Raw genomic sequence first — 21,031 nt, forward strand, 5'->3', positions numbered from 1 at the left:
AACCAGGGTTTTGATATTCAGACCTGGCGCCTACTATAGCCAGCTGTGTTTCCACCATCAATGCCACTGAAGCTATTCATTGTGCCCGTATGCCGATACGGTTAATCTGAAAAAAACCATAAGGATTGCCAATATGGAAACCAACCTGGGCCTGGCCCTGAAACTGCTTGAAGATACCCAGGCACCCTTTCAACAGCGTCTGCAACTGGTTGAAAAACCTGTGGTCATGCCAAAAAAAGGCCAGGTACTGGTGAAAATGCTGGCAAGCCCTGTTAACCCTTCCGATCTGGTGTATCTGCGTGGTCAATATGGCTTACCTCCACAGGATGGTACCTACGCAGGTTTTGAAGGCTGTGGTGAGGTAATAGCCGCCAATGCCGGACTATATGGGCGTTGGCTGGTGGGCAAACGGGTCGCTTTGTCGGCGCAACCTGGTCAGGACGGCCTTTGGGCAAGATATGCCTGTACCCTGGCCAGTTATTGTTTGCCCCTGCGAAAAGACATTGATAATGCCCAGGGCGCTACATTAATTGTCAATCCGCTGACATCTATTTGTTTGCTGGACAGAGCCAGAGAGCTGGGGGCCAAAGCAATAGTGATCAATGCTGCGGCCAGTCAGGTTGGCAAGGGCTTGATTCGTTATGCACAGAAACTCGGCATCAAGACCCTGGCAACGGTGCGTAGTCAAGCCAATGTGGAGACACTCAAAGCGCTTGGGGCAGACTGGGTACTGCTGACCGGCGCCGAGGATTTTCCTGCACAGTTAAAGCAGGCGGTGCAGGCCAGTGGCGCGTCGGTATTAATGGATGCCGTGGCTGACGATGACACCGCCAGAGTGCTCAGGCAGATGCCCGCCGGCAGCACCGCCATTGTGTATGGCCGCTTGCAGGAAAGTCAGGATCCTCTGGGCGGAAAATTCAGCGTGGCGGATGTCATCTTCCGCGGCATCAGCATTGAAGGCTTCTGGCTGGCCCGCACCCTCAAACATGCCCCCATTTGGAAAGTGCTGAATCTGAACCGCAAGGTACAGCAGCTGTTTGCCGACGGCACTTTCCACACTGACATTTATGCCCAATGCGGGTTTGACGATTTTATAGCGGCCCTGGAGCATTACGCTGAGCACAAAAGTGACGGTAAAGTGCTTCTATGCCCTTAGGGGCTGTTTATCTTATCGTACTCGAACGATAAACAGCCCATGGGCAGGCTAAGGCATGCGCCGCCAAACTTCCTGCTCAACCAGTTTGCCGTCCTGCCAACGTTTTTTCTGCCATAGGTCGCCGTCTAACACATAGTCAAAGCGAAACTGGCCGTCGGCCGGGACGGGGTAAGAAGTATGCACCGGGCGCTCAGCATACGTGCTGTCGGTAGCCTCAAAATCGCCGGCACCGGCCGCCCAGAATTTGCCATCGGCCATGGTGATAAAGCTGAAGTGATTATCCGATACCACCTTAATGGCGCTGAGTTTCAGTCCTTCGTAATCAATGGTTTGCCCTTGCTCATCCACATAAAATCCGGACACCAACTGCCAGCTGCCTTTTAGGGAATGGGCCAGTACACTGTTGGCAAACAGCGCAAACACTAACACCAGGTATTTCATATTCAATTTTCTCCTTTTTCTGCCAGTAGTACTTGTACTTCCACTTCAATTAAAAGCTCTTCACTATACAGGCGCTCCACCTGAACCCAGGTAGCACTTGGGTAACTGCCATGGGTAAAGAAGGTTTTGCGCAAATCCTGCGCCTTTTTCAACGCTTCCATGTCCAGGGTGTAAATGGTCTCCCTGATGATGGCCCTGGTATCAGTGCCATAGTCGGCCAGAATTTCGCCAATAGTCTGATAACAACTTTGCAGTTGTGCTGCCACATCGCCACCGGCGCCAACAATGCCAGACAAATAGAGTTGATCACCGACTCTGCTGACCATGCTGAAACCGATTTCCTGCTCAAAAGGCGCATAGTGTTTACGCTCAATAACCTGTGCATTGGGGGCACTCTGACATTCACCCACACCTAGCGTTATACAAAACAAACTGGCTACTAACCATTTCAACATTTTATCCTCCGGGCAAAAAGAGGACTAAAACACAAGATGTTCTAATTTAACAAACCATTCAATCTTATTTTGTTGTTAATTAACATGTTGAATTTCTGAATATCCCGATTTCTCACATTGTTTAGGTGTCAGCAGGAGAAATATATCGCTGGCAGCCTGGCTGGCCGGTACATCAGGATAAAAACTAAGACGCTGCAGAACCAAAGGATAGTCCCCTGCTTTATAGGACTGTTCTGGTAACCACTGACCATACAAGTACCGAATCGCCGCTTCCAGTAGCTGGTCCCCGCCTTGTATGCTCAGCCGGGCATAGGTGCCGGCCGGTAGGGCGCTGGTGCAAATATCTTGCCCTGTTACGTGCTCGTTATTCTTATACTCGCATGCCAGGCCGAAGCGATACTTATCGGGGGGCGTCTCGGTGGGATCATCGTATAGCAGATTAAAGGTAGCACTTTTAGACGGCGGCAGATGATTTGCCTTACGCCAGTCAATAAAACGCTGGATGCTCTGCCCAAGCCGCTGCGCAGGCCCCTGATGAATCAATAATGCGATAGGAGTAAGCGGGCGCTGCACCAGTTCAACCTGGTAATCGGAAGTGGACATGATTCTTGTCTCCTTAACAGATGGTTGATGCCACCATTGCCAATCAGGATGACGGCGAAACGCAGAAGGACTCTGACCACTGGCCTGACGGAAGGCACGTGAGAATCCCTCCAGGCTCTGGTAGCCATTATCCAGGGCGATGTCAGTAATGCTGAGCTGCTGGCGAAATGCCAACTGCCAGGTTGCACGCTGCAGACGCAATTGGCGGATGTAGGCATTTAAGCCAATACCCATCTGAGCAGAAAATAGCCGACTGAAGTGAACAGGGGACTGATACGCCAGTTGGCACAATTCCTCCAGGCGCAGATCCTGAGCCAGATGACGCTCGATATATTCACAAACAGCTTGCAGATTTGGCATAGGTGTCACTCGTTGACTTTGCCCAAAGCTTACCCGGCGTGTTTATCTGCTGCTTGACCCATCTTGCGCAATTTAGGTTAAGCTACCGGCAAATCCAGTCGTGCTCCCCACTCGGTCCAGGAGCCATCGTAAAGACTCAGCGCACCATGTCCGCAAGCATAGGCCGCCAGCAACAGCACACAGGCCGTTACCCCTGATCCACAACTGCACACCAGTTGTTTTTCATCGGTTAGCCCCACAGCTGCAAACTGCGCCTGCAGCTGACTAACCGGCAATAGGCAACCTTGCTGTTGTAAGCTGGTAAAGGGCAAATTAGCAGAACCGGGAATATGTCCAGCGCGCAATCCCGCGCGCGGTTCCGGCTGGGTGCCGGTAAAGCGTCCGGCAGAGCGGGCATCCAGCACCAGATAGTCGGGGCGCGCTGTTGCAGTTAATACCTGCTCAGCACTGAGCAATGCATCAGCCTGCCATGTCGCCAGGTAAGGCCTGGCTGGTCCAGGCTCGGCATATTGAGCGGCCAGCGCCCCACCTTCTGCCTGCCATTTTGGCAATCCACCATCTAATACATAAACCTTCTCATGGCCCATACATTTGAACATCCACCAGGCGCGTGGTGCTGAATACAGACCTTGATTGTCATACACCACAATCAGGCTATCGTTGCCAATCCCCAGGTTGCCGACCAAATCGGCAAACAGCTCAGCTTCAGGCATGGTGTGAGGTAACGGTGAGTCTGGCTGGCAAATCTGCTTATCTATATCAAAGCGTATGGCGCCAGCAATGCAGCGAATCTCATTGCTGGCCGGTTGACCAGGCATTGGCATACTGGCATCCAGCAGCACCAGATTGGCATCTGTCTTGTGTGTTGCCAGCCACGCTGTGCTGACGGAGACTTGATGATTGTACATATGCTGACTACTCAGGCTCGCCACGCTTGTCTACCGGGGTGACCAATATCTCAATCTGTAAAGGTTGGCCCTGTGTCAGAACTTTACACAGGTTGTTGGGGCTGTGCTGACACTCGCCCATATGGGTACGACGCTGGCCATCCAGTACGAATAGGGTGAGATAATAACCTTGCTCGGGGGCCAGTTTAATATTCTGGCCCAGCACGAAATTCTGCCTGGTCACAAACTCCTGCACATGAGCAAAATCTTCAATCATCAGGCTATCCACCAAATCGGCGGCCTTATCGGCCAGTCTGGGATCATACTTAAACAGATTGAGTTCCAGTCGTCTGCCATCAAAGGAACCCACGGCTTTAGGAATCACAAATTCCCCGACTACCTGAGCTGCCACCGGATGTACCACCATTGACACTTCTTTACAGCGCTCCAGGGTTTGTCCTTTGGTATCCATCAGCATGGCTTCACTGCCCGGGCCGCTGCCCTTAGTCCACCAGGTGAGCTGCTGGCCCTGATATTTTGCCCCGCTGGCGCTTTGGCGTAGTTGCAAGGGGTGAATCTTTTGCTGATAACGGATACTGGCTTTCTGCGCTGTGGCATAGGCGGCGTCGACCATATTGCCGCTCTCGCACTGGTAGGATACTGATGGCAGAAAATCCTGCTCGGCGACTGGTGGCTCTGGGTTTTGCGCCGGACTGCAGGCAAACAGCAGCGACGAGGGCAATAACCAAAACAGTGAATTTCTCATAACCGATTCCTTATGCCGTTTAAGCTCAATCTATCACAGCCAGCTCAACCCCGAATAGGGTTGTTGATGCAGGCTTTGCAGGCGACTGGCCAGACTACCTTCGTGGGCTTCCAGTTTGTGGCCATCAGGATCGAGAAAATACACCGAGTCGCCTTCGCTGTGATTATCTTTCCAGATGGGAGTGTTATTTTGCTGCAGTCGTTCCCGGAATGCCGCGAAATCCTCTGCTGCCAGGGTAAAAGCCAGGTGACTGTAGTCTTGTGCCGGTACGGGTGTATCCACCGACAGGCACAACCACAGTTCCCCCAGGCTCAGATACGCGCCTTTGTCCCAGCGTACATGACCGCTAAAGCCGAGCACCTTAAGGTAAAAATGCAATGACCGATCAAGGTCGGCCACTGCTACGGTGATATGGTTTAGTCCTTTAAGCATTGGCTGTCTGATAATCTGAGTTGTTGCCACAAACTATCGATAATTGCCTATCTTTACAAGGGGTTACAGGGCTTGTTGTCCGTATTGGCGGACTTGTCGCAGCCACTGTTGTCGCTGCTGCTCTGTGGCGCTAATCATCGGGCCGTACAAATTGGGCCTGGCAGATTTGATGCCGCAAAACGCCAGGGTGGTGATTTGCAGTTGCTTGCTGGCGGGCGCACCTTGTACCCAGCGAAAATACCAGGCTGGGGTGTCTAATGTCAGTGTGATGCGCGCCGTTTTGCCGCTCAGCAATTTTTGCTGCATTTTCATGCCCTTTTCGTATTTAAAAGCAAAGCCGGGTAATAATGTACGGTCAAATAAGCCCTTGAACTTGGCTGGCAGGGCCCCCCACCAAACAGGGGTATAAATCACTATATGTTCCGCCCAGGCCAACTGGCGCTGAAACTCCTGAAGACAAGGTTCAAGGGGCTGGGCCTTTGCATAGCCGTGGCAAAGGTCAGGGTTGAAGTCCATCTGTGACAGATAACTTAGTTGCACTTCGTGCAGTGAGCCAGCCCCTTGTTGATAAGCCGTCGCCAGTTGTTCGCTAAAACTGCCTGTGCGTGGACTGCCACTGATAACCAGAATACGTTTTTTCATAGTTGCTCCTTCCTGCAAACGGAAGGGGCAGTCTAGGCTCTACCCTTTAGGGCAGAGTCAAGGCACAGTGGCCAATTTCCTGGCAACACGCGTCCAGTCGCTTAATACGAGCTTGGGTTTGTTTGATCTCGGTTTCCAGCTCTTGCCGTACTTCCTGCAGGAAGCGGTGAACTTGTGGCCAATCCAGGCCCTTGTCATTTACACGCATCACCGGCTGCAGACGCGCCAGGCTGATGCCAAGCAGCCTGGCTTCGCGGATCAGGTGCAGAGCGTCAATATGACTTTGCTCATAGACCCGGTACTTACCCAGGCGCTTGGGTGGTGTAATCAATCCTTTGGCTTCGTACAGTCGTATCGCCTTAATAGTCAGCCCGGTCAGGCTGGCGACTTTTCCTATATACATAAATGCCCCTATGGTGCGACCAGCTAAGCCGCTATTTGTTAGGAGGTGTGAAGGCTGAAAACCGCTGCATTATAAAAACAGCTCAAAGCCGGGTTGCATCTTGCTCGGTACAAAAGGGTAAATGTCATAGCTGGCGACACCTTCGCGCTGAAAAGGGTCCTGTGCCAGTATCCTTTCCAGCGCTGCCTGCTCTTCTCCGCGGGCCAGTATAACGCCACCGGTACGCGGTACCCTGCGACCTGAGGCAATAAAGCTGCCAGCGGCGTATTGGCGATCGAGAAATTCAATGTGCTCTGCCAGCAGGGCTTCAATCTGTTCCAATGGTTGAATATAAGTGAGCAAGACAACAAACATACCTGTTCCTTCTTATTTCTACTGTGTGATTGTTGGGAAAAATCAGAGCGTTTTAAATCGCTCGGCCAGAAATTCAACAAATCGCTTAACCCGCGGCGGTCTCGGCCCGGTGCCCGGATAGACGGCACTGAGTGGGGCGGAATCGCCCAGCCAATCAGGCAGCAACTGTAGCAGATTCCCTGCTTGCAGGTCCTGATACACATCCAGATGACTTTTATAGGCTATTCCGCGCCCCAGCAAGGCCCATTCACGCACAAATGAACCATCGTTACATACCCTGTCACCTTTTACCTCTACCACCACCGCATCACTGCCCTGATGAAAGGCCCAGCGGCGGTAAGCTCGCTCCTGGCTCTGAAAAATAAGGCAATTGTGATTAAGTAGATCCTGCGGATGTTGCAGTGGCGGATGCGAATCAACATAGCTCCGGCTGGCCACCAGAACTCGGCGGTTATCCAGTAAACGTCTGGCCACCAGGGCTGAGTCGGGTAACTCACCATAGCGCAGGGCCAAGTCCAGCGGCTCCGATACCAGATCGCGCACGGCATCACCGGCCAGCAGGGTAAAGTAAACCTGCGGATGAGCTGACTGAAATTCATCCATCAATGGTATTAACCATTGCCGGGCTAAATCTACCGATGCGGTCAGGCGAATCTCTCCGCCAATTTCAGCACAATCATGGTGGACTACATACTGTGCGTCTTCCAGCAAACTCAGACCCTGGGCAATTTTGTCGTGAAACAATTGCCCCTCAGGGGTCAGGCGTAAATTACGGGTATTGCGTTCCACCAATTTTACCCGGAGCTGTGTTTCCAGGCGCTTAAGGCTGGCACTGGCCACAGCCGGTGTGCGCCCAAGTAATCTTGCTGCAGCACTGAGTGAGCCTTGACGGGCTGCTTCAACAAACATTTGCAGATCATCCAGTCGATTCATTTTCAATATTTTTTTGAAAGTGTTTTATTTAATACCGCAATTATCATTTGGTCCGGCCGCATCCACAATAGCCAGATTGTTTTTGTGAGTGAGATTGCTATGTACAAGTGTCAGATTGCTTCAGCAGGTTTTGACTTATGAATCATACCAAAACCCCCCGATTGCCAGCTGCTTTGCTGGCCCTGACTGTCGGTGCCTTTGGTATTGGCGTGACCGAATTTGTAATTATGGGATTGCTGCTGGAGGTCAGCCAGGATCTGCAGGTCAGCGTACCGGACGCCGGCATGTTGATCTCCGGCTACGCTCTGGGTGTGGTAGTTGGTGCACCATTAATGACCAGCTTAACGGCAGCCTGGCCACACAAGCGGACACTGCTGGCGTTAATGTTGGTATTTACCCTGGGTAACATTGGCTGTGCTATGGCGCCGGATTACAGCACCCTAATGCTGGCAAGGGTGGTAACGGCTTTTGCTCATGGCACCTTTTTTGGAGTGGGGGCCATTGTTGCCACTTCTGTGGTCGCTCCTGAACGCAGAGCCTCGGCCATTGCTATTATGTTCACCGGCCTGACCGTCGCCAATATTCTCGGCGTGCCCTTTGGCACCTGGCTTGGCCAAATGGTGAGCTGGCGGGCCACCTTCTGGACCGTCAGTATCATTGGGGTGCTGGCATTGTTGGTGCTGTGGCGTTTTGTCCCGTCCAAGCAGGCCAAGACAGAGCGGGTTAACTGGCAGCAAGACCTGAAGGTATTGCGCCGGGCCCCGGTGTTATTGGGCTTGCTGACTACGGTGCTGGGCTTTGGTGGTGTGTTCGCCGTGCTGACTTATATCGCCCCGTTGCTGACCCAGTTAAGCGGCTTTAGCGAAAGTGCGGTATCGCCGATTTTGCTGTTGTTTGGTCTGGGTATGATTGTCGGTAATCTGCTCGGTGGCCGGGCTGCCGATAAGCGCCTGATGCCAGCTGTGCTGGGTAGCATGTTGCTGTTGGCGCTGGTGATGGCACTGATGAGTCTGGTGTTGCAAAGCCCGATGTGGATGTTGCTGTTTGTGCTGCTGTTGGGGGTAGCGTCCTTTGCCACTGCTGCACCATTGCAAATGTGGGTACTGAACAAAGCCCAGGGCGGCAGCCAAAGTCTGATTTCCAGTTTCAACATCGCAGCCTTTAACCTTGGTAATGCACTAGGAGCCTGGTTGGGCGGCTGGGTTATTGAGTCTGGCCCAGGATTAGCGGCAATTACCTGGGTAGCTGCACTGGTGCCGCTGGCGGCTGTCGCTACTGCGCTGCTAAGTCGCTATCTGGAAGCACCCATTCCCCGTTCAACTTCTATGCAGACCAATCCTTGTGTCTGTAAATAAATCAGGAGCTTTAAGGAATAAGTATGAAAGCAAGAGGCTACGTTTCTCATCGTGCAGTTTGCGCATTGATGGCATTGTTAATGGTGTGTGTTCCTTTAGTGAGTCACGCTGCACAGCGAGCAAAAAGTAATTGGGTCACCAGTTGGGCTGCAAGCCCTCAGCCAAGGTGGGACGGTGACTTTGCGTTGCCGGTAAGAGTACCCAATCAGCTCTGGAATCAAACTGTGCGCCAAGTGTTGCGCCTAAGTCTCGGTGGTCAGCGACTTAGGTTACGCATATCGAATCGATATGGCACCAAGCCGCTGCACATTGGCGCCGTATCTGCGGCACTAGTAGCAAATGGCGGAGCCATACAGCCAGATACAGCCAGGCAGGCACTGTTTGATGGGCAGGCCTATCTCACTGTACCCGTTGGCGCTGCAGTCATTAGTGATCCTATTGAGTTAAGTGTGGATGACAGTGCAGACGTTGCTGTTAGCCTGTATTTTCCTGAGCCCACGGCTCCTCAAACCTTTCATTGGGATGGTTTGCAAACGGCCTATATTGGTTCTGGTAATCAGGTGAACAACATTGATATGCAGGTTAGCGACACGTCAGAAACCCGTATGTTTGTCAGTAGCGTCATAGTGCAGCGTAGCGAACCTGCTAAAGCAGTCGTTGCCTTTGGGGACTCGATTACCGATGGCAATGCATCAAGTATTAACCGGAATCATCGCTGGCCGGATTTTTTAGCCAAACGCCTGTTAAAAGCCAATATCGCTGTTGTCAACGCCGGTATCTCTGGTGCCCGTTTACTCGACACTGGTCTGGGAGAAAATGCGTTGGCCAGATTTGAGCAGGATGTTATTGCTCACCCTGGCGTAGACAGCGTAATAGTGATGATGGGAATTAACGACATAGGTTGGCCTGGCTCGGCCTTAGCTCCACACAAAGAGCCGACAAGCGCGGAGCAGCTAATTACCGCATACCGGCAGTTGATCACATTGGCGCACTTGCATGACTTACGTATCATCGGGGCAACCCTGACCCCATTTGAAGGGGCTTTGCATGACTCCCCAATGCGGGGCTATTTTTCCGATGACAAAGAACAAGTTCGTCAGCAAGTAAACCATTGGATCCGTCACTCTGGTGAGTTTGATGGAGTATTAGACTTTGACGCCCTGACCAGGGATCCAATGCACCCAGCTCGTTTCCTGCCGCATTTTGATTCAGGAGACCATCTGCATCCGGGAGATAGTGGTTATCAGGCGATGGCTGAGGCGGTCAATTTACAGCTCTTTTACTAGGGGCTGGATTTGAACGAAATCTATACCTGCAAGATTAATAGCCCCTAGGATATCCGGTGGCTTTGGAAACAAACCACCGGCTTGTGTTGAATAAAGGCATCCCAGTAGCCAGGCAGATAATCTGCCTGGGCGGCGGGGGACACCTGTACTTCCAGCCACTGCAATTCTGTTAGCCCGGCTTGTTTAAAGGCCTGTTCATGGGTCTGACGACTCAGATGATAATTGGTAATGGCCACCATCTGATCACCGGGTAAAAAGAAACGGTAACTAAATGGCATGCCTTCTTCAGTGGGAGCAGGGTCACGGGTAAAACCATAAGGGCGCATGCTGAGCAGCTCGCCACTGTAGTCCGGGTTACTGTTGATACCAATAAAACGTCCGCCTGGTTTCAGATGGTCGGCCACCACCTGACACATCAGGCTAAGATCATCAGCAGACTCAGCGTAGTTGAGCAAATAACTGGCAAATACCAGGTCGAATTGCTTCGCCAGGGCCAGCTCGCGCACATCGCAGCGAATATAGTCGATACCCAGCGGGCGTTTGCTTTCCTGTTCGTTTGCCAGTACCACCATGGCGGCGGAAATATCCACCCCCATAACCTGTGCTGCGCCCCGATAACGCAACATTCGGGTATGAAAACCTTCACCACAGGCCAGATCCAGTACCCGCATGCCACTCAGGTCGCCTACCAGTTCTGATAACATAAACATTTCGATATGTTGTCGCCAGGGTTGCAGCTTGGCGCGGCGGTATTCAGCGGCGATGCCGTTATAGTCTGTGGTCATGGCGGGCGTAACTTCCTTGTCAGTGACTTATCCTGAGTATGTTGGCCCCTTGCTGAAAGCGCAAATTAAGCTGCTGTTGGGCGTTTTGGCTCAGCACATATGTTTGAAATAACCAATGTTGACAGTAGAGCGGTGAGTTTTTTGCGGTATTAAGTTAAAAAGAAAGATGGGAGCAATCGGCTCCCACCATATCGTTAGTCAGCGAAGATAGAAGGGGATCCGCCCTGGCTGAGGCAAAGCTCAAAGAGTGCATCAACCTCAGATTGAGTTCGGGCACCATCAATCCAGTCAGCACCTTGATTAACCCCGGTGCAGACTACATTGTAAAACCCGCTAGCAAACACTGACCAACTCATGATGGCAGCAAAGCTAATACCTAATCCAATTGCGCCGCTATTTCTTGTTATCTTCATAATCTTACTCTTCCTGTGTAAGTGGAAATATTGCCATTTTACTTCCTGGCTAATAAAAACTAGCAACAGCTTAAGTAACCGTCAAAGTGAATGACTCGATTCCTTGAGTTCAATGACATTGCCATCGGGGTCGGTAAAGTACAATGACAAACCATCGCCTTTGGCACCGAAGTTAACTTCAGCGGGGCCAAGCGGCTGAATGTCAAAGTCCCGAAGATGTTTAATCAGGGCTGCTTCGTCAAATGGGTGAATACGCAAGCAAAGGTGGTCCATATTGCGTCCTTCTGTTTGCGCTGCTGCGCCGCCGCGGCGTCCCAGCTTGCCATCCAGGCTGATTAAATCGATCATGGAAGTTCCGGCGCGCAGATGCACCAGACCTAAATGTTCCTGGCGCTTGACTATGTCACAGCCCAGCACCTTTTGGTAGAAATCGATGCTGGTGGATAAGTCTCTGACCCTCAACACCAGATGGTCTATGGCTTCTATATCAAACATCACGCTCCTCACAGTTTATTCAGACCCTGGCCAGTCCGCGTTGCCGCATCAGGCCTTCAATTTCAGCCAGGCTGGCAGGATCGTCAATAGTGGAAGGTACAGTGTAATCCTTACCATCGGCAATTTGTCGTAACAATTTGCGCAGTATTTTACCCGAACGGGTTTTGGGTAGACGCTGAACAATGATGGCCCGCTGGAAACAGGCAATAGGGCCGATTTCACTGCGTACCATAACCACTAGTTCGTCCTGTAATTGTTGCTCATCTATTTGCACACCGTCTTTAAGTAGCACCAAGCCGACCGGCACCTGGCCTTTAAGATCGTCCTGCATACCGATAACACTGCATTCCGCTACAGCAGGGTGGGCGGCCAGAATTTCTTCCATTTCACCGGTGGACAGCCGATGCCCGGCCACGTTAATCACATCATCGGTGCGGCCCATAATAAAGACATAACCGTCATTGTCCTTGTAGCCCCCGTCGCCTGAACAGTAGTAACCCGGATAATCACGCAGATAGCCGGCACAGAAACGTTCATGGTTGCCCCAAATGCTGGGCAGACAACCGGGAGGCAAAGGTAACTTAATGGCGATAGCACCTTGCTGACCGGGCGGCAGTGCTTGCCCGTTCCCATCCAGAATCTGCACATCAAAGCCGGGTACCGGCAGCGTAGCGGAGCCGGGTTTGGGCGGCATGTTTTCAATACCAACCGGGTTCGCACAAATAGCCCAGCCGGTTTCGGTTTGCCACCAATGATCAACCACAGGTTTACCCGTATGTTTAACAACCCAGTCATAGGTCGGGGGATCCAGCCGTTCACCGGCCATAAAAATTGTTTGTAAGCGACCAAGATTGTAACGCGCCAGCGTGCGCGCTTCGGGATCTTCTTTTTTGATGGCACGAAATGCGGTGGGCGCCGCAAACAGTGCTTTAACCCCATATTCCTGTACTACCCGCCAGAATGCCCCGGCATCCGGCGTTTTAACCGGTTTGCCTTCGTACAGCACTGTAGTGCAACCAGCCAGTAATGGGCCGTACACAATATAGGAGTGGCCCACTACCCAACCTACATCCGAGGCAGCCCAGAACACCTCCCCCGGGCGCATATTGTAGATAGCCTGCATAGAGTACTTCAGCGCCACGGCGTGGCCGCCATTGTCTCTGATAACCCCTTTCGGTTTGCCGGTGGTGCCTGAGGTGTACAGAATATATAAAGGGTCGCTGCCCTGTACCGGCACACAGTCAGCGGCTTTGGCATCTGACATTGCCTCATGCCAGTCCAGATCGCGGCCAGGTATAAGCTGCGCCGGTGCTTGTTCACGGGCCAGTACAATACAGTGCTGCGGCTTATGGGTAGCCCTTTCTATGGCGGCATCCAGCATAGGTTTGTATTCGATGATTTTGTTGACTTCGATTCCACAGGATGCCGACACCACAATCTTGGGTTGTGCATCGTCGATACGTAATGCCAACTCATGGGGAGCGAAGCCACCAAACACCACTGAATGAATGGCGCCCAACCGGGCAACCGCCAGCATAGCGACAAGTGCCTCTGGCACCATGGGCATATAGATCACCACCCGATCGCCTTTTTCCACCCCCCTGGCTTTCAGCACCCCGGCAAACAAGGCAACCTGTTCGAGTAAATCCGCATAGCTGAGCTTGAGTTTTTGCCCGCTGACCGGAGAATCGTAGATCACCGCAAGCTGTTCCCCCCGGCCCTGCTGCACATGCCAGTCCAATGCCATATACGCGGTGTTCATACTGCCGTCGGCAAACCACCTGTGCATACCGTTTTCATCCTTACTGAGTATCTGCCGGGGCGCTTGATACCAGGGCAGGTTGGCGGCTTGGTCACGCCAGAAAGCCTGCGGATCGTCTAAGGCTCGTTGGTATTCACTTTGATAGGACATGGTCTGATTACTCTGGTTGCAGGGTTGGCCCCGTTTTAAGGCGAGGGCTGAATAATTATTATGCAACTGTAGACAAAGTGGCGGTATTTTGGCATTAGACTTAGGGATAATAGTGCAGATTGTCGACAAAAGGCGCATATCTTTGCGCCTTTGTCATTCGATAATGGCTTAATCCTGATCCGGAATGTCGGCTTCTACCAGCAAGGCCAGCAGCGCCAGCGATTCCTGCCAGCCCGCATAGCAAAATTCCGTTGGAATCGCCTCGGGAAGCCCTTCCTGTAAGATGTTGAGCTCGGTACCACACAGCACTTCCCGCAACTGAACGGTAACCTGCATCTGGCCGGGCATGTTTGGGTCGTCAAACTGATCGGTATAGCGGATCAGTTCGCCGGGCTTAAGTTCCAGATAGCGGCCACCAAAGGCGTGGCTTTTGCCGGTGGCAAAGTTACAAAAAGACATTTTATAGCCACCGCCAACCTTGGCATCCATTTCATGTACCTTGCCGGTAAAGCCGTGCGGCGGTAACCACTTGACCATGGCATCGGGGTCAATAAAGGCGCGGTAAACTTTATCTGGTGCGGCGCGAAGCACGCGATGAAGACGTATGGTATTGCCTGACATGGGTTTCTCCTGTTTCGATTAAGAATAGCGTGACAACTTTCTTGTTATAGTCGAAGCCAACCGCACAGGTTCGACAGCTCAGGCAATATTTTTAGCCGTTTTATGCTATTGCCTGGTCGTTATTGCCCTATAAACAATCGTCAGGTATCAGCCCTGCCAAAGTTGCAGGGACAGTCCACCCAGCCACAACAACTGGGCGCCATAGCTTAAACGTTGGTGTAATCCTGGCTGGGTTTTGGCTTTATAGGCCTTAGCCAGTGTGACACTGAACAGCACATTGGCAATCACGCAAAGCAGTGAAAACCATTTAAACTCCCCTGGCAGATAGCCGTTTGCCGGTAACAAAAAGCTTAACAGCGGGGCAACCAATAAGCTCAGTAACATCAGCAGGCCCGCATAGGAGTGAATATTGCAGTGCAAACTTGGCGATAGCGTGTAGGGATCGGCATCCATCGGGAACCAGCCCGCCACCCAGGTGGCCAGGCCATGCAGCACAATCATCACGCCCATCCATTGCAGTGCGGCAGCACCATCCGGTAACAGCAGGATATACAGTCCAAACAGGATAAACAGAAATCCTAGCGGATAGTTGTTGAGCCGCGGCGACAGCTTTTGTGTCGGGCTTCCGGCTGCCCCCAGTTCACTGCAGAACTGGCGGCGATGGCTGTAACCAGGGTAAAAATTGGCTGCCAGCGCAACACCAAAACACATCCAAAGGCAGGCCAGCAGACCACTAAGCGCCAATATTTCCATGCTGATACTTCTCCTTGATGGTGATACTTGAACTTATAACAGTAAGGGCAGCAACAGGTTTCGGCTGATTCTGTGGTGAGTGGCATTGGCATATTTGTCTGAATAGCTGTTGAGTGTCAGTACTATCAGCAGGTCGCGTTCAGGAACATACTGCACCAGCGCGGTATAGCCAAAGTCTGTGCTGCCGCCCATCTGCCAGATGGACATACCGTTGGCCCCGCTGATGGCCCAGTTACCCAGGGTCCATTTCTTATTGGCAGGCAAAAATACCTGATGCCGCAGTGCCGCAGGTAATTGCTCACTGTCTTGCAATGCCCTGAACCAACGCTGTAAATCTTTGCTGGTGGACAGCATGCCACCGGCACCTTTCAGGGCCCAGGTCAAAGGTTTATCGTAGGTGCGCTCACCACTGTGCTGTCCGCCATAGCCCTTGGCAATAGGTTGGCTGTTCAGTCGTGGGTCGGTATAAAAGCCGGTACTGCGCAGCGCCAGGGGGCTGAGCAAACGTTGCTGCACAAATTGTTCAAATGTCTGGCCGCTGACGCGTTCCACTATGGCTGCCAGCAAGGTATAGGCAGCGTTGGAGTAAGCAATATCACTGCCCGGCGGGCTAATTAGCGGCATAGCTAAAATACGCTGCTCGGCCTGTTCGCGGCTTATGGCCTCAAAGTCAGAATTGTTGTGAAAATTATCCAGTCCACTTTGGTGGGTCAGCAGTTGCAATATACTGATATCTTGCTTGTCTGTTGGGGCATCAGCATAGAAATGCCCGACAGAGTCTGATAGCTGCAACTGGCCCTCGGCCTGTAAAAGTAAAACGGCAGCGGCAGTGAAGGTTTTGGCAATTGAGCCAATATCACTGAGGGTCTGATCGTTATTTAATTGCTGGCCTTGTTTATCCGCCTCACCGTAACTGCAATCCAGCACTTGCTGTTGCTGACGGCTAATCAGTACGGTGCCGCTGAAAGTACCTTGCTGATACTCCTCTGCCAGTGCCTGATCGAGGCGTTTGGCCATGTCGTTGGGCAATGCGCAAAAAGGATGAGGTGTTCGTTGAGTAACAGAATCTGATGGTGAGGTGCTGCAGCCACCTGCCAGCAGCAACATTAGTATGCTGGTGATGCCGACCAGGCTTTTCATGCACTCTCCTTGGTATTTCGGGGCCAGCGAGTTATTGGCTGGGCCTCGGCGCTAAATCAGACAATCTGAGTCAAGATTAGACCTTATCTTGTTATCTGGCGTCAATTATACTGGTCTTGTCCTGATGTTGTTTAAACATAAAAATCAAACTGTTGCATTAAGCCTAACTGGTTGTTGTGGTGAATAAAGGCCCCGCTGCGTCTGAGCCTGGTCTGACTCTCGCCATTCGGGGCTATCACTGCCTGTGTGTCGGCACCTTGCAATAGCAAACCATTGACTTGCATCTGGGCAAGGGAAAATATCCTGCCAGTGCCCGGTTGCCACCAGTAAAGTTGCTGGAACTGGCTGTCGCGACTGTCCAGCCAGCCGTCATGGTTTTGGTCCATGGCGCGCATATCTGCCCAGGCATCGCCGCTTTGCAGGCCAAGCAACTCAGGCGCGTCATCCATTTTTGCGTTTTGATTGCGATCCAGGATCAGATAACCACTGTTGCCAACAGGTGTGGGGAGGCGATCAGCATTACCATCCTGGTCCAGATCAAAACCAGTGTGGCCGCTAAATTCCACCGCCCGCCAGTCGAAATTCAGCACTAGTGGGTCCTGTAGCTGTGCTTGGGTCATCATTAAGGTTTGCTCGTGCACATTTAATTGCTGCCAGTAAAGCTCAGCATTAAGTGAAAGGGTTTCACCAGCGGCGGTATTTATTGTCATGGCCAGACCCAGTTGATAGGCCTGGTAATCATGGGTGCGTTCAACTATCTGTAACTGACGCTGCACCTTGTCTGCCTTGTCTGCCGTGTCTGGCATGGTGTCAGCCTGACTTGAGCCTTGTTTTGGCTGTATGTTGGCGCTGTACCAGTCCAACTTTTTACCACTGAGTAATTCAATCAGACGTTTTTTGATGCTCTGACGGTAGTCTGCGTCTATTTCCTGTCCGTCATTGCTGCGCTCTGCGACAGCAGGCTGCGTAATGCCAGTGCCTGTTGCTGGCAACAGACTGGGCATCTCTGCTACAGAGGCATCTGAGCTTGGAGGATTAAATAGTACCTGACGCTCCTGCCGGAAATCCCGCTGCTGCGCCAGTGTCAACTGTGCCTGATAAGATGTGACTTGCATACTATCCCCCTTGCTATTTTATCGACTGCAAGGTGGCGGTTTTTATACCGCCTATGTGTCTGATTGTCGCCTACCCATTGTTGATAAAATCCACAAGGGCCTTAGCAAAAGCTTCAGGGTGCTCCACCGGCGTCATATGCACGGCTTCGAAGGTCATCAGTCTGGCATTAGATATTGTGCTGGCCATCAGTTCACTATGACTGGCCAGCGTCACTGGATCGTGCCGACCGGCAATAATCAGAGTGGGAAGTTCTATCAGGCTGACGGTGCGACGCATGTCCGTGTCGCGCACGGCTGCCAGGTTGGCGGCAATACCCTGCGCAGAGAGCGTCAATAGGTCATGGTAGAACTCCTCAACTCTGGTGGCTTGGGTCTGCCTGGTGCTGCTGGAAAACCAGTTATTGATAAAGCCTGTGGCGGTCTCCTGTATGGTTTCAGCCGTCAATATTGCGCGGATTCTGCTGTCCCATTGTGGCGTAGGTCCCAGGTAGGAAGAAGTGTTTGCCAGTATCAGGCTGGCCAGTCGATGCGGAGCGTGAATACCTAACCACTGGCCAACAAAGCCACCTAAGGACAAGCCGCAAAAGTGCACGTCATTCAGTTGCAGATGGTCCATCAGCTCCAGTGCATCCTGGCCCAGCCGGTCCAATCCATAGCCACCAGCCGGTACACTGGAAACCCCGTGACCACGGGCGTCATAGCGTAGAATGCGAAAGTGCGGACGCAGTAAAGGTATGAGCTCTTTCCACATCTGCATCGTGGTAGCGATAGAGTTGGAAAGCATCAGGACGGGTTTGTTGGTCGGGCCTTCAATTTGAAAGGCAATCTCACAGTCATCACCGGTCAAGAAAGCGCGTAATTGGTTCATGGATTGTTTCCTGCAATGTTAATGGATGACTTAGCAGAGAGACTCTTCAGCCAAGTCAGGCAGGAATTCTGATTGCATTCATTCTCTATTGATATTACAAAGTTTTTAATATCACTGTAGGAAAAATTGACATGTCGGCCTTTACCCTTCACGACCTTCAATGTTTCAATGCGGTCATCCTGGCCGGTGGATTTCAGGCCGCCGCCAGCCGCTTAAACCGCTCGCATCCTGCGGTTTTTGCCGCGGTAGGTAAACTGGAAAAGCAGTTAGGATTTTCGCTGCTGGACAGAAATGGCTACAAGGTTAAGCCAACTCAGGCGGGCCTCGACTTTAATCAGCGGGCACAGCTGTTGTTGCAGGAAGCAGAAAGACTAAGTCTGCATGCCAGCCAGTTGGCGATGGGGACCGAAACCGAGCTGCGCATTGTCCTGGGGGACTTTTGCCCACGCCCTGTGTTACTGGCCTGGTTAAGTGACTTTTTTGCCGGGCATGCTGCCACCAGGCTGAGCTTGTATTTTGAAGCTGTATCAGGGCCAGAGGAACGTTTGCATGACGAGCAGGCCGATTTGATTTTTCATCAGGTGAATACCAATGACACGCGCCTGGAATGGTTATCCTTGGGAAGAATACAGTTTGTTCCGGTGGCCGCCCCTGGTTTTTTGCCCTTTGCCGTCACAGCGGATATTCGCCCACAACAGATGCAACACCTGACACAATGTGTAATAAGGGATACTGCTAACCACTCACCGCCAAATGACCACTTTTTAGTACCCGGCGCACCCCGCTGCTCGGTCGCCGATCACCTGATGAAAAAGGAGGTCATTCTGCATGGTTTGGCATGGGGCCATTTACCCCGCTATCTGGTTGAAGATGAAATTCGACAGGGAAAGCTGCATCTGCTCAGCGGTGATTTTTTACAGGGCAGCCATGAACAACTGGTTGTCGCCCGCAGATCTGACCGACCCGTTGGTCCGGTAGCCAGTGCATTGTGGGAGTGTCTGAAAATGCAGCGTTCTGTGCTGGTTTCGGCGTTAAGCCTGTAACTAAGGGGGATATGGTGCCGGGCCTGTGTGTTGATCCTTTACGGCGTGGTTGTCTTATCTATTAACAATTTAACTAGAAGCCTGGCTTTCAACTGTTGGTTTGAAAAGATAGTCTCGACCCATAAGTAAACAACAAGGAGTAGCGATGAGTACATTAAAACTGCTCGACCAACTGCTGAAATCCGGCAGTGGCCAAAGTGTCAATGAGCTTAAAGGTAAGCTGGGCAATACTGGTGGTTTAGGCGGGTTGTCGCAAATGTTGTCCGGCAAAGGCGGTGCGGCATTGGGTGGTGGTGCACTGGGATTGCTGCTGGGCAGTAAAAAAGGCCGCAAGCTGGGCGGTAAGGTACTGACCTATGGTGGTTTGGCTGCGCTGGGCGTGGTGGCTTATAAGGCCTACGGTAACTGGCAGAAAAATCAACAAGGGGCACAAACGGAGCCACAAACCATAGACCGTTTACCCGCGCCTCAGGCAGAGCAGCACGGCCGCGCCATTCTGGCAGCGGTGATTGCTGCTGCTAAGGCGGACGGACATATTGATGACCGTGAACGCGAGCTGATAGACCAGGAGGTGGCCAAGTTTACCCGTGATCAGGCTTTTATTCAGTGGGTGGATGCTGAGATAAAGTCACCGCTGGATCCAGAACGTATCGCAGTATTGGCCACCAGCGAAGAAATGGCTGCCGAGATGTATCTGGCCAGTGTGTTGGTGGTAGACGAAGAAAGTTATATGGAACGCAGCTATCTGGACGAACTGGCCCGGCAACTGCGTTTATCGCCCGCTTTGGTGGCCGAGATAAAACACCAGGCCCGCGAAGCTGAACAGCTGTGTCAGTGACAGGAGCGAAAACGGCACAACCTGATTAAATCAGCTCAACTGCCAGCAATTCTGCCAGCCTGGCGCGTTCCTCAGCCAGTTCCGGGTAGGGGCGCAGGTTGGCAATTAGCGCTCTTAGCAAGGCAACACTGGGATTCTCCAGGCTAGATTGCTGCTCAATTAAATCCAGGGTTTGGCTGACCAGTGTCTGCTCGTCACTGTCCAATTTAATGCACAAGCTACGTAGCTGTTTGAGGCTGCGCTGGATCTGACTCTGCCGGTCTCCCGGCATAGGATTAATCACATAGTTCTGTTCGGTCAGTACCGGCTCAGACTGCGATTGCTGTAAGCCGTTCAAGGTCCAGCATGCTGACCGGCTGATAAAGGCAGCACAATGGACGTGGGAAAAGGTCATATTGTCCATGGTAATCAGCAGGGAAAATTCCTGAATCTGGCCATTAATCAGGGTTAACAGATCGTAACGCCAGGGACTGGCATCGTCGCCCAGGGCACGCTGCAGGATAGCCAGTTGCACCTGACAAAATTCTGCCCGACAGGTTTGAATCAATTGCAGCAGGTCATCATCCATGACCAGAGAGTCATCCGACATCCACATCTGTTGAAAGGCACGCTCCTCCTCCACCTGATGTAGCTGGCTCATCACATGCGCCTCCAGTAACGCCGGGCCGTGCAGGCGCTGATCGGCGAGTAACGCTTCTGCCGCTTGCTGGCTACGTTCAAACGACTGCACAAACAGGGCTTTAACAATGTCCAGCTTACTCTTGAAATACGAATAAACCGAGCCTTTGGCGATACCAGCTAGCTCCGCTATCTGGGCTATCGTGGTGTTTTTAATGCCCTGTTCGACAAACAACTTGTCGGCAGTTTGCAGTATCAGAGTGCGTTTATCTGTCATGGTGTTTCCTCCAGCGGGCACAATAACACAGTCATTTTGACCATCAAGTCATTTGACTTTGACCTTTTGGTCAATTAAGG

General features: G+C 52.0%; 25 protein-coding genes. 5 read left to right on the plus strand and 20 right to left on the minus strand.

Going from position 1 to position 21,031, the window contains the following annotated elements; all coding sequences use genetic code 11:
- Nucleotides 1–133: 133 nt before the first annotated feature.
- On the plus strand, nt 134–1,156 hold the full coding sequence (locus tag ABD028_RS22365) for a zinc-binding dehydrogenase (protein ID WP_343847557.1): 1,023 nt from the start codon (nt 134–136) through the stop codon (nt 1,154–1,156).
- A 48-nt stretch (nt 1,157–1,204) separates the two neighbouring features.
- On the opposite strand, the gene ABD028_RS22370 is transcribed toward ABD028_RS22365, so the two are convergent.
- From ABD028_RS22370 to ABD028_RS22415, 10 genes are all read right to left on the minus strand, one after another.
- On the minus strand, nt 1,205–1,597 hold the full coding sequence (locus ABD028_RS22370; RefSeq protein WP_102794349.1) for a hypothetical protein: 393 nt from the start codon (nt 1,595–1,597) through the stop codon (nt 1,205–1,207).
- 2 nt (nt 1,598–1,599) lie between these two features.
- The gene (locus tag ABD028_RS22375) at nt 1,600–2,052 is read right to left on the minus strand and encodes a RidA family protein (RefSeq protein WP_343847558.1); all 453 of its coding nucleotides are present in this window, start codon (nt 2,050–2,052) and stop codon (nt 1,600–1,602) included.
- Between the two features lie 75 nt (nt 2,053–2,127).
- Nucleotides 2,128–3,015 carry an AraC family transcriptional regulator gene (locus ABD028_RS22380; protein WP_343847559.1) on the minus strand — a complete coding sequence of 296 codons (888 nt, stop codon included), beginning with the start codon at nt 3,013–3,015 and terminating at the stop codon, nt 2,128–2,130.
- A 77-nt stretch (nt 3,016–3,092) separates the two neighbouring features.
- Nucleotides 3,093–3,923 carry a sulfurtransferase gene (locus ABD028_RS22385; protein WP_343847560.1) on the minus strand — a complete coding sequence of 277 codons (831 nt, stop codon included), beginning with the start codon at nt 3,921–3,923 and terminating at the stop codon, nt 3,093–3,095.
- A gap of 7 nt (nt 3,924–3,930) precedes the next feature.
- Nucleotides 3,931–4,668 (minus strand): MliC family protein, encoded by a 738-nt coding sequence (locus ABD028_RS22390; protein WP_343847561.1) that lies wholly within the window; start codon nt 4,666–4,668, stop codon nt 3,931–3,933.
- A 33-nt stretch (nt 4,669–4,701) separates the two neighbouring features.
- On the minus strand, nt 4,702–5,100 hold the full coding sequence (gene fos, locus ABD028_RS22395; RefSeq protein WP_343847562.1) for a fosfomycin resistance glutathione transferase: 399 nt from the start codon (nt 5,098–5,100) through the stop codon (nt 4,702–4,704).
- A 63-nt stretch (nt 5,101–5,163) separates the two neighbouring features.
- On the minus strand, nt 5,164–5,742 hold the full coding sequence (locus ABD028_RS22400; RefSeq protein WP_343847563.1) for an NAD(P)H-dependent oxidoreductase: 579 nt from the start codon (nt 5,740–5,742) through the stop codon (nt 5,164–5,166).
- Nucleotides 5,743–5,788: 46 nt separating this feature from the next.
- Nucleotides 5,789–6,145 (minus strand): MerR family transcriptional regulator, encoded by a 357-nt coding sequence (locus tag ABD028_RS22405; protein WP_102794342.1) that lies wholly within the window; start codon nt 6,143–6,145, stop codon nt 5,789–5,791.
- Nucleotides 6,146–6,214: 69 nt separating this feature from the next.
- A complete protein-coding gene (locus ABD028_RS22410) occupies nt 6,215–6,499 on the minus strand; it encodes a YciI family protein (protein ID WP_343847564.1) in 285 nt (94 codons plus the stop codon).
- Nucleotides 6,500–6,541: 42 nt separating this feature from the next.
- Nucleotides 6,542–7,432 (minus strand): LysR family transcriptional regulator, encoded by an 891-nt coding sequence (locus ABD028_RS22415; RefSeq protein WP_343847565.1) that lies wholly within the window; start codon nt 7,430–7,432, stop codon nt 6,542–6,544.
- 137 nt (nt 7,433–7,569) lie between these two features.
- Between ABD028_RS22415 and ABD028_RS22420 the strand changes: the two genes are divergently transcribed.
- Nucleotides 7,570–8,787, plus strand: a complete 1,218-nt coding sequence (locus tag ABD028_RS22420) for an MFS transporter (RefSeq protein WP_343847566.1) — start codon at nt 7,570–7,572, stop codon at nt 8,785–8,787.
- A gap of 224 nt (nt 8,788–9,011) precedes the next feature.
- Nucleotides 9,012–10,073 carry an SGNH/GDSL hydrolase family protein gene (locus ABD028_RS22425; RefSeq protein ID WP_343847567.1) on the plus strand — a complete coding sequence of 354 codons (1,062 nt, stop codon included), beginning with the start codon at nt 9,012–9,014 and terminating at the stop codon, nt 10,071–10,073.
- Between the two features lie 44 nt (nt 10,074–10,117).
- Here the strand turns inward: ABD028_RS22425 and ABD028_RS22430 are convergent, their stop codons facing one another.
- The 9 genes from ABD028_RS22430 to ABD028_RS22470 form a co-directional block, all read right to left on the minus strand.
- Complete coding sequence (locus ABD028_RS22430) at nt 10,118–10,858, minus strand: class I SAM-dependent methyltransferase (RefSeq protein WP_343847568.1); 741 nt, start codon at nt 10,856–10,858, stop codon at nt 10,118–10,120.
- 194 nt (nt 10,859–11,052) lie between these two features.
- Nucleotides 11,053–11,271, minus strand: coding sequence for a hypothetical protein (locus ABD028_RS22435; RefSeq protein WP_343847569.1), 219 nt, complete (start codon nt 11,269–11,271; stop codon nt 11,053–11,055).
- Between the two features lie 81 nt (nt 11,272–11,352).
- Nucleotides 11,353–11,766 carry a VOC family protein gene (locus tag ABD028_RS22440; RefSeq protein ID WP_343847570.1) on the minus strand — a complete coding sequence of 138 codons (414 nt, stop codon included), beginning with the start codon at nt 11,764–11,766 and terminating at the stop codon, nt 11,353–11,355.
- Between the two features lie 19 nt (nt 11,767–11,785).
- The gene (locus ABD028_RS22445) at nt 11,786–13,678 is read right to left on the minus strand and encodes a propionyl-CoA synthetase (RefSeq protein ID WP_343847571.1); all 1,893 of its coding nucleotides are present in this window, start codon (nt 13,676–13,678) and stop codon (nt 11,786–11,788) included.
- A 168-nt stretch (nt 13,679–13,846) separates the two neighbouring features.
- The gene (locus ABD028_RS22450) at nt 13,847–14,299 is read right to left on the minus strand and encodes an SRPBCC family protein (protein WP_102794336.1); all 453 of its coding nucleotides are present in this window, start codon (nt 14,297–14,299) and stop codon (nt 13,847–13,849) included.
- Nucleotides 14,300–14,446: 147 nt separating this feature from the next.
- Complete coding sequence (locus tag ABD028_RS22455; protein ID WP_343847572.1) at nt 14,447–15,052, minus strand: DUF998 domain-containing protein; 606 nt, start codon at nt 15,050–15,052, stop codon at nt 14,447–14,449.
- A 33-nt stretch (nt 15,053–15,085) separates the two neighbouring features.
- The gene (locus ABD028_RS22460) at nt 15,086–16,192 is read right to left on the minus strand and encodes a serine hydrolase domain-containing protein (protein ID WP_343847573.1); all 1,107 of its coding nucleotides are present in this window, start codon (nt 16,190–16,192) and stop codon (nt 15,086–15,088) included.
- 131 nt (nt 16,193–16,323) lie between these two features.
- Nucleotides 16,324–17,307 (minus strand): hypothetical protein, encoded by a 984-nt coding sequence (locus ABD028_RS22465; RefSeq protein WP_343847574.1) that lies wholly within the window; start codon nt 17,305–17,307, stop codon nt 16,324–16,326.
- Between the two features lie 70 nt (nt 17,308–17,377).
- Nucleotides 17,378–18,175, minus strand: coding sequence for an alpha/beta fold hydrolase (locus tag ABD028_RS22470; RefSeq protein WP_343847575.1), 798 nt, complete (start codon nt 18,173–18,175; stop codon nt 17,378–17,380).
- A gap of 131 nt (nt 18,176–18,306) precedes the next feature.
- Here ABD028_RS22470 and ABD028_RS22475 point away from each other — a divergent pair, with 131 nt between their 5' ends.
- Both ABD028_RS22475 and ABD028_RS22480 read left to right on the plus strand, forming a co-directional pair.
- Entirely contained in the window at nt 18,307–19,218 is a 912-nt protein-coding gene (locus ABD028_RS22475; RefSeq protein WP_343847576.1) for a LysR family transcriptional regulator, read from the plus strand.
- Nucleotides 19,219–19,363: 145 nt separating this feature from the next.
- Nucleotides 19,364–20,056 carry a tellurite resistance TerB family protein gene (locus tag ABD028_RS22480; RefSeq protein ID WP_343847577.1) on the plus strand — a complete coding sequence of 231 codons (693 nt, stop codon included), beginning with the start codon at nt 19,364–19,366 and terminating at the stop codon, nt 20,054–20,056.
- A 25-nt stretch (nt 20,057–20,081) separates the two neighbouring features.
- Here ABD028_RS22480 and ABD028_RS22485 read toward each other — a convergent pair whose 3' ends face one another.
- Entirely contained in the window at nt 20,082–20,951 is an 870-nt protein-coding gene (locus ABD028_RS22485) for a TetR/AcrR family transcriptional regulator (protein ID WP_343847578.1), read from the minus strand.
- Nucleotides 20,952–21,031 lie beyond the last annotated feature (80 nt).

The sequence above is a fragment of the Bowmanella denitrificans genome (assembly GCF_039522935.1).
In the GTDB taxonomy this organism is placed as follows: domain Bacteria; phylum Pseudomonadota; class Gammaproteobacteria; order Enterobacterales; family Alteromonadaceae; genus Bowmanella; species Bowmanella denitrificans.